This is a genomic window from Synechococcus sp. EJ6-Ellesmere (genome assembly GCF_024345875.1).
In the GTDB taxonomy this organism is placed as follows: domain Bacteria; phylum Cyanobacteriota; class Cyanobacteriia; order PCC-6307; family Cyanobiaceae; genus Regnicoccus_A; species Regnicoccus_A antarcticus.
On the sequence record NZ_JAGQBY010000017.1, the window covers coordinates 1 to 13601 of the forward strand.

Here is a 13601-nt window from a genome sequence, read left to right on the forward strand (position 1 = left end):
CGAGCGGGTTGCGCAGGCCCGGCACGTTGGCGGTGATGGCGCAGTCGCCGAAGGACACCAGCAGGCGGGTGCGCTGGCGCACCTGGTGGATCAGGGCCAGGTTGTCGCTGTTGCCCACGCCCCCCTCCACCAGGGCCACATCCACGGCCTCGGGGTAGGTCTTGGTGTCGGAGGCGATCGGCGAGAAGACCATTTCGATGCGGGGTGCCAGTTCGATCAGCCACTCGTCGAGATCCAGGAACGACATGTGGCAGCCGGAGCAACCCGCCAGCCAGACCGTGGCCAGACGCAGCTTCGGCAGCTTCGCGGGCTGGCTCATGGGGCCTCCTGGCGGGCGTGGCGGGCCCGCTGCAGGGCCGCCAGCCGGCTGGGATCCTCGTGTTTCTCCCCCTCACTGTCGCCCTTGTGGAACAGGGCGCCGGTGGGGCAGACCATCACGCACTTGCCGCAGTCGGTGCAGGCGTCGACGGCGCCCCAGGGCTGATCCAGTCCGGCGATGATCCGGCAGTGCTCCCCCCGCCAGGCCACGTCCCAGACGTGGGCGCCCTCCACTTCGTCGCAGACGCGCACGCAGCGGCTGCAGAGGATGCAGCGGTTGTGGTCGAGCCCGAAGCGCGGGTGGGAGAGGTCGACGGGGCGATCAGGGAAGCGGTAGGGCAGGCGGGCGTGGTCCATGCCCACCTCCACGGCGCGGTCCTGCAGTTCGCAATGGCCGTTGGCCACGCAGACCGCGCAGACATGGTTGCCCTCGGTGAACAGCAGCTCGATCACGGTCCGGCGGATCTCCCGGAGGCGTGGCGTGGCGGTGTGCACCACCATGCCCTCGCTCACCGGGGTGATGCAGGCCGGCTGGAGTTTGCCGCTGCCCTCGATCTCCACCAGGCAGAGCCGGCAGGCGGCCACGGGCGAGAGCCCCTCCAGGTGGCAGAGGGTGGGGATGGCCACGCCGGCGTCGCGCGCGGCCTCCAGAACCGTGGCGCCGTCGGCGCTGGCCACATCTCGGCCGTCGATGCGCAGCGTGCGCACGCTCATGGCGCCTCCAGCCTGGCGAGATAATCGCCGCGGAAGTAGCGCAGGGTGCTCAGCATCGGCTTGGGGGCGCTCTGGCCCAGGCCGCAGAGGCTGGTGTCCATCACCATCGCTCCGAGCGTTTCGAGCTGATCGAGGTCGGCCTGGCTGGCCAGGCCAGCCAGGATCTTCTCCAGCAGCCCATGCAGCTGAACGGTGCCGGCGCGGCAGGGCACGCACTTGCCGCACGACTCCTCACGGCAGAAGGCCATGAAATAGGCGGCCAGAGCCACCATGTCGGTGCCCTGGTCGAGCACCACCATGCCGCCGGAGCCCATGATCGTGCCCAGGGCCTGGAGGCTTTCGTAGTCGAGTGGGGTGTCGAGCCGATCGGCTGGCACGCAGCCCCCGGACGGTCCGCCGGTCTGCACGGCTTTGACCGCGGAGCCGTGCGGGCTGCCCTCGCCCATCTCCAGAACGACCGTGGCCAGGCTGGTGCCCATCGGCACTTCCACCAGGCCGCCGCGGCGAACGTGGCCGGTGAGGCTGAACACCTTGGTGCCGCTGCTGCCAGCGGTGCCGATGGCGGCGAACCAGTCGGCGCCTTCCCGCAGGATCGGCGCCACGTTGGCGAAGGTCTCGACGTTGTTGATCAGGGTGGGTCTGCCGCCCACGCCGCGCTCAGCGGGATAGGGGGGCCTGGGGCGCGGCGTGCCGCGTTTGCCCTCGATCGAGGCGATCAGTGCCGTTTCCTCGCCGCAGACATAGGCGCCGGCCCCCACCCGCAGCTCCAGCGTGAAGCCGAAACCCGTGCCGAACAGCGCCGCCCCGAGCCGGCCCCGGACCACGGCCTGCTCGATCGCCAGGCGCAGCCGCTCGATCGCCAGCTCATATTCGGCGCGGATGTAGATGAATCCGTGGTCGGCCCCCACCGCATAGGCGGCGATCGCCATGCCTTCCAGCACCCGATGGGGATCTCCCTCCAGAACGGCGCGGTCCATGAAGGCTCCGGGATCGCCCTCATCGGCGTTGCAGACCACCACCTTCCGGGCCCCGGGCATGCGGGCCACGGTGGCCCATTTCAGACCGGTGGGATAGCCGGCGCCGCCACGGCCGCGCAGGCCGCTGCGCTGCAGTTCCGTCACCACCCGTTCCGGGCTCCAGCCCCGTAGCACCCGCTCCAGCTGGCCGTAGGCCCCCACGGCGATCGCCTGCTCGAGGTCGGTGGGATCGATCACGCCGCAGTGCTCCAGCACGATCCGCCGCTGACGCTGGAAGAACGGCTCGCTGAGATCCAGTCGCTCGCCCCTGGCGGGGGTCCACTCCAGGGGGGGCGCCTGAGCGGAGTCGCAGTCCTGATGCTGCCGCCGGGCCAGAGCGGCCACCAGGGTTACGGCGTCCTGCGGCTCCACACCGGCATAGAGATCGCCATCGGGATCGAGGGCCAGCAGGGGCCCCTGGCTGCAGGGGCCCAGGCAGCCCACCGGTCGCAGCTGGATCCGATCGCCCAGTTCACCTCTGGAGATGGCCGTTTCGAGGGCCCCGATCACGGCGCCGGAGCCCCTGGCCAGGCAGCCGGCCGAGGCGCAGCAGCGCAAGCCGTTCATGGCTCCAGCTCCTTCAGCCAGCGGCGCAGACCATCGCTGGTCTGCTGGCGGCCGACGGTTTCATCGATCAGCACCAGGGGCGCGTCGCTGCAGGTGCCCAGGCAGCGCACCTCCGAGAGGCTCACCCAGCCATCGGCCCGGCGGTCGCCCATCCGCAGCCCCAGGCCCTCCTCCATGGCTTCGATCAGGGCCGGGGCCCCCTGGATCTGGCAGGCGGTGCCGGTGCAGACCACGCAGCGGTGGCGGGCCGGCGGCTGGAAACGGAAGAGGTGATAGAAGCTGGCGGTTCCCTTGACCCGGCTGAGTGGGAGCTGCAGGCGCGTCGCCACGTGGCGGAGCAAGTCATCGCTCAGGTAGCTGTAGAGCTTCTGGGCGCCATGAAGCACCTCGATCAGGGCATCGGCCCGTCCCTGGGAGCGCAGCAGCAGGGGCTCCAGGGCCGCGAAGGACGCTTCAGGTGCCGCTTCGATGGACCTGTTGCCGGGACCTTTGGTGTAGGCCATGGGAAGCCTTCCCCCTGGAGTTCAGGCTAGGGAGGAGCGCTGTTGCTCCCCACCCTGCCCACCTAACGTGAAGATCTCTTCACAGAGGTTTCCTCTGACTACCGGTCTCACCCGTTTCCTGTACTTCCTTGGACCGGTCTTCATCGTCCTGTCTCACCTCGGTTGCCTGCTGCTGCTGGCCACTGGGCTGAGCCTGGAGGCGGCGAGCTGGGCCCTGGCCCTCTATGTGGTCCGGATGCTGGCCACCACGGCGATCTATCACCGCCTGATCACCCATGGCAGCTACAGAGCGCCCAAGCTGGTGGTCTGGATCGGGGCCCTGGTGGGGGCCTCCGCCGGGCAGATGGGGCCGAGCTGGTGGAAGGCCCATCACCTGGCCCATCACCGCCATGTGGACACGGACCAGGATCCCCATTCGCCCCTGCAGCCCCAGTCAGGACTGCGAGGGTTCTGGCGCTCGCAGGTGGGCTGGCTGCTGCAGCCCTCCTTCTTCCCGGAGCGGCTGCCCGCCGATGTCGAGGCCGACCCGGTGCTGCGCCTGATCGACAGGCTGCATTTCCTGCCCCTGCTCGCTCTGGGTGGCCTGTCGTATGCATTCGGTGGCTTGGAGTGGCTGGCGGCGTTCTGCCTGAGCACAACAGTGCTCTTCCACGGGGTGGCCACGGTGAATTCCCTGGCCCACCTCGCCGGTGATCAGCCCTTCATCACCGACGACATGAGCCGCAACAACGCCTGGGTGGCTCTGATCACGCTCGGGGAGGGCTGGCACAACCTGCATCACGCCTTCCAGTGGTCTGTTCGGCAGGGCTATGGGGTGAGCGGCGGCCGCGTGCAGCGGCTGCCCGATCCCACCTATGCCTTCATCCGCGTCCTGGAGCGCTGTGGCTGGGCCGATCGCCTGCGCTTGCCGGCACCTGATGACCTGCTGGCACGGGCTCGCCCATGAGGTCCCGCCACTGCGCCTGCAGGCCGTGGGGAAGTGGCCGCGGCTTGTAGTCGCGCGGGTCGGGTGGGCCGTGGCGCAGCACTGCATTCACCACCGTGGCGTAATGGCGGCTGCTGTTGACCGCCCCGTGGGGGACGCCAGGGGGGATGCGCACCAGCATCGGTTCGTCTTCCCGCAGGGGAATGAGCACGAGCCTGCCGCCCTCCAGCACCACCAGCTCGAGGGAGCCGCGCAGCAGGATCAGTTGATCGGTCTGGCGGCGGTGACAGAAGAGTGAGACGGGCTGATGGGGGGCGAGATCGGCGATCAGGGTTTCGTCGCTGGGCTGGGCCTGGCTAAAGAGGGCATTGCCTGAGGAGGTCCGCTCCAGCGGCACCAGTTCGACGCGTCGTGTGAGGGCCATGGGGCGGTCCTCTCGGGTTCAATGGATTTGTCAAGATTGTTGACAAATCGCTGCTTCGGTCGGCGCTGCTGCTACCGAATCGCCGTTAGGTCAGGGAATGCTGGTGAGGCTTCTGGCGCGCCAGAGGCTGGGGAATGGGGGAACGGGCCGTGCTGGATTCGAACCAGCGACCGTGCGATTAGAAGTCGCATGCTCTATCCAGCTGAGCTAACGGCCCACCGCATCAGCCTAGATTGGGCCGCTGCGCAACTTGCTCGATGGCGGCCTCCCGGCTCAGTGACGCCCAGAAACAGGAGCTGGTGCAGCGGTGGCGGGCTGGAGCATCCAGCGCCGCCCTCGCCGATGGCTTCGGCTGCAGCCCCAACACCGTGACCCGGGTGGTGAAAGGCGCCCTCGACCCCGAGCTCTACGAGCAGCTCAAGAAGGAGCGTGGCCGCCCCGTGGACCAGTTGGAGGCGCCCCTGGAGACGACCATGCCGGAAGCCGCGCCCAGTCCGGAGGCCGTGCCCAGTCCGGAGGTCGCGCCTAGTCCGGAGGTCGCGCCCATGCTTGAGCCGGCCTTCCAGGCGCCTGCCGCCAACGGGAATGCGGACGACGACCTCGACCCGTTGAACGTCCTCGACAACGACCCCGACGACGACGGCTCCGGCCCCGGTGTGCTGGCGATCGACGACGCCGATGACTTCGGTGAGGACGCCGAGGGCGAGGACGGCGACGACGGCGAGAGCGACAACGGCGACGGGGATGACACCGATGCCGAAGGCAATGTCTTCACCATGGTGCCGGTGGTGGCGGGCGCCAACCTCGGTTCGGGGCTTCAGGAGGGCTCGGCCGTGGTCTGTCAGCCGCTGGAGAGCGCGCCCCTGCCCGCCAGCTTGTACATGCTGGTGGACAAGACGGTCGAGCTGCAGGCTCGTCCCCTCAGTGATTTCCCCGAGCTCGGCGCCCTCCCCGACGACGAGCAGGCGCGCCAGGCCCTGGTGGTGTTCGCCAATCCGCGCCAGGCCAAGCGTCAGTGCGGCCGCACCCAGCGGGTGATCAAGATGCCCGACAGCCAGGTGATTCAGCGCACGGCCACCTATCTGGTGGGGCAGGGCATCACACGGGTGGTGCTGGAAGGAGCGCTCTACGCTCTCCCCGGCGGTTAATCCCGGCGGGGCAGGAGCAGGGCGGTGGCGCTGCCGCCGCTGATCACCCCTGCCGCCAGCGCCAGCCCCACCAGGAAGCCGCTGGGCAGGGGCGCGCTGCGGCCGATGCCCAGCCGCAGGCTCGGGCGCTCCTCCAGGTTCTGGGCGCCGAGGCAGAGGATCAGCAGCAGCAGCAGACCGCCGCCGAGGCTGGTGAGCAACAGGCGCAGGCGCAGCAGCATGGCCAAGACGGAGGGGAGTGGAGCAGCTTGACCCTCAGCATGGTCCATCCAGCGCTGGCGGCGCTCACTCCGGTTGGTGCAGCAGGGCGTAGAGGCTGCGGCGGGAGAGGCCGGTCTCAGCGGCAAGCTGGCGGGCCGCATCACTGGCGCTCAGGCCTGAAGCCACCTTCCCGCGCAGCTCTTCGGTCAGCTCGGCGTCACTGCGCAGCGCTGGTTGCTCCGGCGTGGCGCCGCCGATCACCAGGGTGCACTCCCCACGGGGCGGCACCCGCCGGAAGTGCTCCAGGGCGGCGCCCACGCTGGGCCCGATCTGCTGTTCATGGCGTTTGGTCAGCTCCCGCGCCACCTGCATAGGCCGGTCGCCCAGGGTGGCGAGCAGGTCGTCGAGCAGCTCGATCAGCCGGTGGGGCGCCTCGAACAGCACCAGCGTGCGCTCCTCCGCCGCCAGCTCCTGGAGCCGCTGGCGGCGCTGGCTGGCCTTGGCCGGCAGGAACCCCTCGAAGCAGAAGCGGCCACTGGGCAGGCCGCTGCTCACCAGGGCCGTGGTCACCGCGCAGGGGCCGGGCACGCAGATCACCGCATGGCCGCCGGCGCGGGCGGCCGCCACCAGTGCCTCGCCGGGATCGGAGATGCCCGGCAGGCCCGCATCGCTGATCACCGCCAGGCTTTCGCCCGCGGTCAGGGCTGCGAGCAGCTCAGGGATGCGGGCGGTCTGGTTGTGCTGGTGAAAGCTGAGCAGACGGCTGCGGATGCCCAGGCCGGCCAGCAGCTGGCCGCTATGGCGGGTGTCTTCGCAGGCGATGCGATCCACCCCCTCCAGGACCCGCCGGGCCCGGGGGGAGAGATCCCCGAGGTTGCCGATCGGTGTTCCCACCAGGTACAGCACCCCTGAGGCGGGTTCGCTGGCTTGCTCCACAATGCGGCTCTGTCCGACCCTGGCCGTGACCATGATGGCTGCCCCCTGCCTGCCCGCCGGCCTCGATCTCGAGGAGCTGCTGGTGCTCTTGCGGCGCCTGTGCTGGGAGTCGGGGTCGATTCTGCGGGCCTACGCCCGCGGCGAGCAGCCCCCCTTTGGCTATGGCGCGGCCCTGAGCGTCGATGAAGGCGGCGAGGGGCCAGTGACGGCGGCTGATCTGGCGGTGAACCAGCACCTGCTCGAGGGCCTCGCTCAGGCTTTTCCCGATGCCCCCTGGACCTTGCTGAGCGAGGAGACCGCCAAGGAGCAACTCAGCGCCGGCGTGCCCCTCGAGGCCGACTGGCTCTGGATCCTCGATCCCCTGGATGGCACCAAGGATTTCCTCCAGGGCACCGGCGAATATGCGGTGCATCTGGCGCTGGTGCATCAGGGCCAGCCGGTGCTCGGGGTGGTGCTGCTGCCTGAGAAGGAGGAGCTCTGGTTCGGTCTGGTGGGCGCGGCGGCTGAGGAGTTGATCGGTGGCGCCTGGCGGGAGAATCCGGCCGGCGAGCACTTCGCGCCCCAGCTCAGTGAACGCCGTGAGCCGGGAGAGCTGGTGCTGGTGGCCAGCCGTAACCACCGGGATCAGCGCCTGGAGCAGCTGGTGCAGGCGCTGGAGCTGGGCTCCTCGCTGGCGGTGGGCAGCGTGGGTTGCAAGGTGGCCACGATCCTGCGCGGCGAAACCGACCTTTACCTCTCACTTTCAGGCCGCAGCGCCCCGAAGGACTGGGACATGGCGGCGCCGGAAGCGGTGCTGCGGGCGGCGGGCGGGGCCTTCAGCCACGCCGATGGCCGCCCTCTTCACTACAACAAGGGTGACGGATTGCAGGCCGGTTGCCTGATCGCCAGCCATGGTCTGGCCCATGCCGAACTGTGTGAGCGGGCCGCCGCCGCCATGGCGCGAATCGATCCGGGTTTCGAGCTCTGATCAGGGGGCTGGCTGAGATCCAGCAAAAAACCGCCTCACCAGGGGTGAAAGCGGCTGAGAGCTTGTCAGTGATCAAGAGCACTGAGGTTTGACGTTTGATCAGGCCCGGCTGATCAGAGACTTCATCAGGTCACAGGCTTGATCAGGCCACAGGCACCGTCTCCTGGGCCACGCCCCGCAGGGTGAGGTTGATGCGGCCGCGGTTGTCGATTTCGCGCACCCGCACGGTCACGGCGTCGCCCACTTTGATGACATCTTCCACCTTCTCCACGCGTGCTTCCGAGAGCTGGGAGATGTGGATCATGCCCTCCTTGCCGGGGAGAATCTCCACGAAGGCACCGATCGGAATGATCCGGGTGACGGAGCCGTTGAACATCTCCCCTTCGCTGACGCGGCGGGTGAGACCTTCGATGATCCGCTGAGCTTCCTCAGCGGCGGCGCCGTCGTGGCTGGCGATCGTGACGATGCCGCCGTCTTCGATGTCGATCTTGGTGTTGGTGCGCTCGGTGATGCCCTTGATCGTGCGGCCGCCGGGGCCGATCACGGTGCCGATCAGTTCCGGGTCGATGCGGAAGCTGAGCAGGCGCGGGGCATGGGGGGAGAGCACATCGCGGGGCTTGCCGATCGCCTCGAGCATCTTCTCGAGGATGTGCAGCCGGGCCGGGCGGGCCTGGTTGACGGCCTCGGCGATGGTGCTCACCGCCAGACCGCTGATCTTCATGTCCATCTGCAGGGCGGTGATGCCCTTCTCGGTGCCGGCCACCTTGAAGTCCATGTCGCCGAGGAAATCCTCGATGCCCTGGATGTCGGTGAGGATGCGCACCTCATCGCCCTCCTTGATCAGGCCCATGGCGGCGCCGCTCACGGGCGCCTTGAGCGGCACGCCGGCATCCATCAGGGCCAGGGTGCTGCCACAGACCGAGCCCATTGAGGTGGAGCCGTTGGAGCTGAGGCACTCCGAGACCACCCGCAGCACGTAGGGGAAGCTCTCCTTGGGGGGAAGCACGGGCACGATCGCCCGCTCGGCCAGGGCGCCGTGGCCCACCTCGCGGCGGCCGGGGGAGCGCATCGGCCGGGTTTCACCGACCGAATAGGGCGGGAAGTTGTAGTGGTGCAGGTAGGTCTTCTCACCCATGGGGTTGAGATCGTCCATCTCCTGGGCATCGCTGGGGGTGCCGAGGGTGGCGGTGGACAGCACCTGGGTGAGCCCGCGCTGGAACAGGCCGGAGCCATGCACCCGCTTGGGCAGCACACCCACGGCGGCGCTGATCGGGCGCACCTCATCGAGGTTGCGGCCATCGACCCGTTTGCCCTCGCTGAGGATCTGGGCGCGCATCAGCTTCTTGGTGATGCCCTTGTAGGTGTTGCCGAGGGCCTTGCCGGCGGCGGCCACGCGGATCGGATCGTCGTCGGAGAGGCCGGCGATCTTCTGGGCCACCTCGGCCTTGATGACATCAAGCTGGGCGTCGCGCTCGGCCTTGGTGAGGGAGAACTGCTTGAGCACCTCACCGATGCCGGCGCCGCATTCCTGCTCCAGGAAGGTCGGCAGGGCGGGGTCCTGAACCTGGGGTTCGGGGAACACCTGCTCGATGCCGAGGTCGGCGAGAAGCTTCTGCTGGGCCTTGATCAGTTCGCCCACGGCTTCGTAGCCGAAGTCGATCGCTTCGATCACGTCCTGTTCGGGCAGCTGGTTGGCGCCCGCTTCCACCATCACCACACCGGTGGGGGTGCCGGCCACCACCAGATCCAGCTCGCTGCGCTCGATCTCGCGGTAGCTGGGGTTGAGCACGAAGTCGTCGCCAAGCAGGCCGACGCGCACGGCTGCCATCGGGCCGCTGAAGGGGATCTTCGCCAGCAGGGTGGCGATCGAGGCGCCGGTGACCGCCAGCACATCGGGCGGCACCCGCTCATCCAGCGACAGGCAGGTGGCCACCACCTGCAGGTCGTCGCGCAGCCAGGAGGGGAACAGGGGCCGCAGGGGCCGGTCGATCAGGCGGGTGGTGAGGATGGCGCGCTCGGGCGGGCGGCCTTCGCGGCGGAAGAAGCTGCCCGGGATGCGGCCGGCTGCGTAGAGGCGCTCCTCGTAATCACAGGTGAGCGGGAGAAAGTCGATCCCTTCGCGTCCCTTGGAGCGGGTGGCCGTGACCAGCACGGCGGTGTCCCCGCATTCGACCAGCACTGAACCCCCGGCCTGGGGGGCATACAAACCTGTGGTCAGCCGGATCTCCCGACCATCGAAGGAGACCGTCTGAATCTGTCCTGGCACGTCGTCTTATGTCCGTTTTTTATCACGCACCATTCTCGCATTCGGGCCTGCCGGGGCCTGGCGGCGCAAAAAAGGGTGGCACCTGGCCACCCTCGCGCTTCTGATCGTCAGCGGCCGGAGTGGCTTACCAGCTCGACTTGACGACGCCGGGCAGCAGACCCTTGTGGGCGCGCTCGCGCAGCTGGTTGCGGCAGAGACCGAAATCGCGGTAGTAGCCGCGGGGCTTGCCGGTGGCCCAGCAGCGGTTGCGCACACGGTTGGGGGCGCTGTTACGGGGAAGGTTCTGGATCTTGCGGTGGATCTCCAGGCGCTCCATGGGATCAGCGGCCGCTTCGAAGGAAGCCTTGAGCGCGGCGCGCTTGACGGCGAAGCGCTCCACAATTTTCTTGCGCTTCACGTCGCGCGCAATCATCGACTTCTTCGCCATGCGGCTGCTGCAATTCGTTCAGTGGGGATCGAGCCTAGCGCGTGGCCTGACGCCCTTCCCGGCGGCCACTGGGGCCGTGGTCGGGATGGCTGGGGCAGAGATCAGCGAGGGGGCAGCCGGCGCAGAGGGGCTTGCGCGCGTTGCAGACGGCGCGGCCATGGAAGATCAGCCGGATCGAGAAGTTCTCCCATTCCGGCTGCGGCAGGAGCTTCATCAGGTCGGGCTCGATCCGGCGCGGGTCGCTCTGACGGGTGAGCCCGAGCCGGTTGCTCAGCCGGCGCACGTGGGTGTCGACCGTGACGCCGGCGTTGATGCCGAAGGCATGGGCCAGCACCACGTTGGCCGTCTTGCGCGCCACCCCCGGCAGCTCCAGCAGTTCCTCCATCGAGGCCGGCACCGCGCCGTCGTGGCGCTCGATCAACAGCTGCGAGGCCGCCACGATGTTCCTGGCCTTGTTGCGGAAGAAGCCGGTGGACTTCACGTAGGGCTCCACCTCGCAGGAGCTGACTGCGGCGGCGGCGTCCGCATCGGGGAAGCGCTCGAACAGAGCCGGGGTGACCAGATTGACCCGCTCGTCGGTGCACTGGGCCGAGAGCATGGTGGCCACCAGCAGCTCCCAGGGGGTGCGCCAATCGAGTGAGCAGGTGGCGTGGGGGTAGTGGAGGGCCAGGCGCTCCAGGATCAGTGGCGCCCGCGTTCGGGCCGTGGCAAAGCGGGGCACCTCAGCGGCCGAGCAGCTGCTGCACCGCCGAGAGCTGGCTGGTGTCCTTGACGATCAGCACCACGCTCAGGCCCACCAGCAGCAGGAAGCCCGACTGCATGAAGGCCATCTGCAGGCGGTCGGGCAGGGGCCGGCCCCGCAGGCCCTCGAGCAGCAGCAAGGCGAACTGACCGCCATCGAGCAGGGGCAGGGGCAGGGCGTTGAGCACCGCCAGGTTGATCGAGATCAGCGCGGCGAACACGAACAGGCTGCCGCCGCCCTGGCGGGCCAGGCTGGCGCCCATCTCGACGATCTTCACCGGCCCCGACACCTGGGGAGCGGTTTCACCGAAGTGGGTGACCAGGGCCACGAAGCCATCAACGGTGCGGCGGATCAGCTGCACGAAGACACGGTTGGTCTGGCCGAAAAGCTCAAGCGGCCCCTTGGCGGGGCGGAACACCTCACTGCCGTTGGGTTGGAGCTGGGCACCGATGCGGCCGATGCCATCGCGATCGGCGGGGGTGAGCCGCAGGCTGAGGGTTTCACCGGCGCGCTCGGCCTGGATCTGCAGCGTGCGCTCCGGGGCTCCCTGGATGTCGGCCACCAGATCGACCACGGCCTTGGAGCCACCACCCACGGGCACACCGCCGAGGCTGAGGATGCGATCGCCGGCCATCAGGCCGGAGGCGGCGGCGGGCTGGCCCTGCTGCACTGCCGCCACCAGCACGCCCGGCGTGGCGCTGAAGCCGGCGGGCACACCCACCATCAGCCCCTGACCGAAGAGCACAGCCCAGGCCAGCAGCAGGTTGGCGATGACGCCGGCGGCGATCACCAGGGCCCGCTGGGGCAGGGGGCGGTTGCGCAGCAGGTCGGGATCATCGCTGGGGATCTCGCTGTCCTCGTCGTCGTCGGGGAAGGCGACATAGCCGCCCAGGGGGATCGCCCGCAGGGCGAACTGCACGCCCCGGCGCTGGCGCTGCAGCAGGGCTGGCCCGAACCCGATCGAGAAGCCGCTGACGCGGATGCCCTGCCAGGTGGCGGCGAGGAAATGGCCGGCTTCGTGCACCACGATCAGGCCCGCCAGGATCGCCAGTGCAGTGAGAACGCCCATTCAGGCTTTGTTGCGCAAGGCACTCATTCTGGGGGTTTCAGGCCTGGGGCGTTCCCTTCAGGCTTCCGGCACCAGGCGATCGCAGCCCAAGTAGGGCACCAGGACCTCCGGCAGGCGCACGCTTCCGTCGGCCTGCTGGCCGGTTTCGAGCAGGGCGGCCATGGTGCGCCCCACCGCCAGACCACTGCCGTTGAGGGTGTGCAGCAGGCGGGTTTTCTTGCCGTCCTTGAAGCGGATCGAGGCGCGCCGCGCCTGGAACTCGCCGCAGGTGCTGCAGCTGGAAATTTCGCGGTAGGCGCCGGCGCCGGGCAGCCACACCTCGAGATCGAACGTGCGGGCGGCCGAAAAGCCCAGATCACCGCAACAGAGATCGAGCACCCGGTAGGGCAGCTCGAGGGACTGCAGGATCGCCTCGGCATCGGCGGTGAGCTGCGCATGGGCTGCCTCGGAGTCATCCGGATGGCAGAACCAGTACAGCTCCACCTTGTTGAACTGGTGCAGGCGGATCAGGCCGCGGGTGTCGCGGCCGTAGGAGCCGGCCTCGCGGCGGAAGCAGGGGGTGTAGGCGGCGTACTTGAGCGGCAGTTGCTCGGCCGCAAGAATCTCGTCGCGGTGAAACGAGGTGAGCGGCACCTCGGCGGTGGGGGTGAGCCAGAGGTCGTCGTCGGCGCAGCGGAAGCTTTCCTCGGCGAACTTGGGCAGCTGGCCGGAGGCGGTGAGGCTGGCGCTGTTGACCAGGATCGGCGGCAGCATCTCGCGGTAACCGCGGCTGGCGTGCTGATCGAGCATGAAGCTGATCAGGGCCCGCTCCAGCCGGGCGCCCTGGCCGATCAGGGTGACGAAGCGGCTCTGGGCGATGCGCACCGAGCGTTCGCTGTCGATCAGGCCGAGGCGCTCGGCGATCTGCCAGTGCTCCTCGAGGGACGGCTCACCGGCCACCGGCATGCGGGGTGTGCCCCAGCGCCGCCGCTCCACGTTCTCGGCTTCGCCGGCCCCATCGGGGCAGTGGGGGGAGGGCAGGTTGGGGAAGGCGAGCAGCTGCTCGCGCAGACGGGTTTCGAGGGATTTCTCCTCCTCCTCGAGCACCGCCACCTGTTGCTTGATGGTGTTGCCCCGATCGCGCAGGGCCTGCACCTCGGGGCTGTGGGGCGCTTCGCCGCCGCGGATCAGCTCGCCCACCTGGCGGCCGATGCGGTTGCCTTCGGCCTGCAGATCACTGCGTTGCTGCTCAAGATCACGCTCCTGGCGGGCGATCAGCTGCAGGGCCGTGAGATCGAGTGTCATGCCCCGCCGCCCGAGCTGCTCGACGATCAGCTCGGGGTTGTCGCGCAGCAGGCGCTGATCCAGCACGGCTCCAGAGGCGAAGGCGCGTGCAGCC

General features: G+C 69.0%; 14 protein-coding genes, 1 tRNA gene and 1 pseudogene. 3 read left to right on the forward strand and 13 right to left on the reverse strand.

What is annotated here, in order from left to right:
- The 4 genes and pseudogenes from KBY78_RS03105 to KBY78_RS03120 form a co-directional block, all read right to left on the reverse strand.
- Nucleotides 1–319: pseudogene (locus KBY78_RS03105) on the reverse strand (oxidoreductase); the annotation flags it as partial.
- The gene (gene hoxU / locus KBY78_RS03110; RefSeq protein WP_255142292.1) at nucleotides 316–1032 is read right to left on the reverse strand and encodes a bidirectional hydrogenase complex protein HoxU; all 717 of its coding nucleotides are present in this window, start codon (nucleotides 1030–1032) and stop codon (nucleotides 316–318) included. The gene hoxU and the pseudogene KBY78_RS03105, both read right to left, overlap by 4 nt.
- Nucleotides 1029–2615 (reverse strand): NuoF family protein, encoded by a 1587-nt coding sequence (locus tag KBY78_RS03115; RefSeq protein WP_255142293.1) that lies wholly within the window; start codon nucleotides 2613–2615, stop codon nucleotides 1029–1031. Before KBY78_RS03115 ends, hoxU begins: the two co-directional genes overlap by 4 nt.
- A complete protein-coding gene (locus tag KBY78_RS03120; protein ID WP_255142294.1) occupies nucleotides 2612–3118 on the reverse strand; it encodes an NAD(P)H-dependent oxidoreductase subunit E in 507 nt (168 codons plus the stop codon). Before KBY78_RS03120 ends, KBY78_RS03115 begins: the two co-directional genes overlap by 4 nt.
- A 67-nt stretch (nucleotides 3119–3185) precedes the next feature.
- On the opposite strand from KBY78_RS03120, the gene KBY78_RS03125 reads away from it, so the two are divergent.
- Nucleotides 3186–4064 (forward strand): acyl-CoA desaturase, encoded by an 879-nt coding sequence (locus KBY78_RS03125; RefSeq protein ID WP_006170047.1) that lies wholly within the window; start codon nucleotides 3186–3188, stop codon nucleotides 4062–4064.
- On the opposite strand, the gene KBY78_RS03130 is transcribed toward KBY78_RS03125, so the two are convergent.
- The gene (locus KBY78_RS03130; protein ID WP_006170049.1) at nucleotides 3979–4467 is read right to left on the reverse strand and encodes a cupin domain-containing protein; all 489 of its coding nucleotides are present in this window, start codon (nucleotides 4465–4467) and stop codon (nucleotides 3979–3981) included. The two genes, KBY78_RS03125 and KBY78_RS03130, sit on opposite strands and share 86 nt — an antisense overlap.
- 143 nt (nucleotides 4468–4610) lie before the next feature.
- A tRNA-Arg gene (locus tag KBY78_RS03135) sits at nucleotides 4611–4684 on the reverse strand.
- Between the two features lie 40 nt (nucleotides 4685–4724).
- On the opposite strand from KBY78_RS03135, the gene KBY78_RS03140 reads away from it, so the two are divergent.
- Complete coding sequence (locus KBY78_RS03140; protein ID WP_255142295.1) at nucleotides 4725–5615, forward strand: hypothetical protein; 891 nt, start codon at nucleotides 4725–4727, stop codon at nucleotides 5613–5615.
- On the opposite strand, the gene KBY78_RS03145 is transcribed toward KBY78_RS03140, so the two are convergent.
- Together KBY78_RS03145 and rsmI are read right to left on the reverse strand one after the other, a co-directional pair.
- Nucleotides 5612–5836 (reverse strand): hypothetical protein, encoded by a 225-nt coding sequence (locus KBY78_RS03145; protein WP_006170053.1) that lies wholly within the window; start codon nucleotides 5834–5836, stop codon nucleotides 5612–5614. The two genes, KBY78_RS03140 and KBY78_RS03145, sit on opposite strands and share 4 nt — an antisense overlap.
- A 64-nt stretch (nucleotides 5837–5900) precedes the next feature.
- The gene (gene rsmI / locus KBY78_RS03150; RefSeq protein WP_255142296.1) at nucleotides 5901–6785 is read right to left on the reverse strand and encodes a 16S rRNA (cytidine(1402)-2'-O)-methyltransferase; all 885 of its coding nucleotides are present in this window, start codon (nucleotides 6783–6785) and stop codon (nucleotides 5901–5903) included.
- Between rsmI and KBY78_RS03155 the strand changes: the two genes are divergently transcribed.
- Nucleotides 6784–7719, forward strand: coding sequence for a 3'(2'),5'-bisphosphate nucleotidase CysQ (locus tag KBY78_RS03155; protein ID WP_006170055.1), 936 nt, complete (start codon nucleotides 6784–6786; stop codon nucleotides 7717–7719). The two genes, rsmI and KBY78_RS03155, sit on opposite strands and share 2 nt — an antisense overlap.
- A 142-nt stretch (nucleotides 7720–7861) precedes the next feature.
- Here KBY78_RS03155 and KBY78_RS03160 read toward each other — a convergent pair whose 3' ends face one another.
- The 5 genes from KBY78_RS03160 to serS form a co-directional block, all read right to left on the reverse strand.
- Entirely contained in the window at nucleotides 7862–9985 is a 2124-nt protein-coding gene (locus KBY78_RS03160) for a polyribonucleotide nucleotidyltransferase (protein ID WP_255142297.1), read from the reverse strand.
- A gap of 124 nt (nucleotides 9986–10109) precedes the next feature.
- On the reverse strand, nucleotides 10110–10412 hold the full coding sequence (rpsN, locus tag KBY78_RS03165) for a 30S ribosomal protein S14 (RefSeq protein WP_006170057.1): 303 nt from the start codon (nucleotides 10410–10412) through the stop codon (nucleotides 10110–10112).
- 34 nt (nucleotides 10413–10446) lie between these two features.
- Nucleotides 10447–11133: an endonuclease III gene (gene nth / locus KBY78_RS03170; RefSeq protein ID WP_255142299.1), complete on the reverse strand. Its 687-nt coding sequence runs from the start codon at nucleotides 11131–11133 to the stop codon at nucleotides 10447–10449.
- A gap of 1 nt (nucleotide 11134) precedes the next feature.
- Nucleotides 11135–12223, reverse strand: coding sequence for an RIP metalloprotease RseP (rseP, locus tag KBY78_RS03175; protein ID WP_255142300.1), 1089 nt, complete (start codon nucleotides 12221–12223; stop codon nucleotides 11135–11137).
- A 57-nt stretch (nucleotides 12224–12280) separates the two neighbouring features.
- A complete protein-coding gene (gene serS, locus KBY78_RS03180; protein ID WP_255142303.1) occupies nucleotides 12281–13573 on the reverse strand; it encodes a serine--tRNA ligase in 1293 nt (430 codons plus the stop codon).
- Nucleotides 13574–13601: the final 28 nt, after the last annotated feature.

Excerpts from the sequence above, each read along its gene's own strand:
- hoxU (WP_255142292.1), bottom strand. The coding sequence starts at position 1,032 with ATGAGCGTGCGCACGCTGCGCATCGACGGCCGAGATGTGGCCAGCGCC.
- KBY78_RS03115 (WP_255142293.1), bottom strand. The coding sequence starts at position 2,615 with ATGAACGGCTTGCGCTGCTGCGCCTCGGCCGGCTGCCTGGCCAGGGGC.
- KBY78_RS03120 (WP_255142294.1), bottom strand. The coding sequence starts at position 3,118 with ATGGCCTACACCAAAGGTCCCGGCAACAGGTCCATCGAAGCGGCACCT.
- KBY78_RS03130 (WP_006170049.1), bottom strand. The coding sequence starts at position 4,467 with ATGGCCCTCACACGACGCGTCGAACTGGTGCCGCTGGAGCGGACCTCC.
- KBY78_RS03140 (WP_255142295.1), top strand. The coding sequence starts at position 4,725 with ATGGCGGCCTCCCGGCTCAGTGACGCCCAGAAACAGGAGCTGGTGCAG.
- KBY78_RS03145 (WP_006170053.1), bottom strand. The coding sequence starts at position 5,836 with ATGCTGCTGCGCCTGCGCCTGTTGCTCACCAGCCTCGGCGGCGGTCTG.
- KBY78_RS03155 (WP_006170055.1), top strand. The coding sequence starts at position 6,784 with ATGATGGCTGCCCCCTGCCTGCCCGCCGGCCTCGATCTCGAGGAGCTG.
- rsmI (WP_255142296.1), bottom strand. The coding sequence starts at position 6,785 with ATGGTCACGGCCAGGGTCGGACAGAGCCGCATTGTGGAGCAAGCCAGC.
- rpsN (WP_006170057.1), bottom strand. The coding sequence starts at position 10,412 with ATGGCGAAGAAGTCGATGATTGCGCGCGACGTGAAGCGCAAGAAAATT.
- rseP (WP_255142300.1), bottom strand. The coding sequence starts at position 12,223 with ATGGGCGTTCTCACTGCACTGGCGATCCTGGCGGGCCTGATCGTGGTG.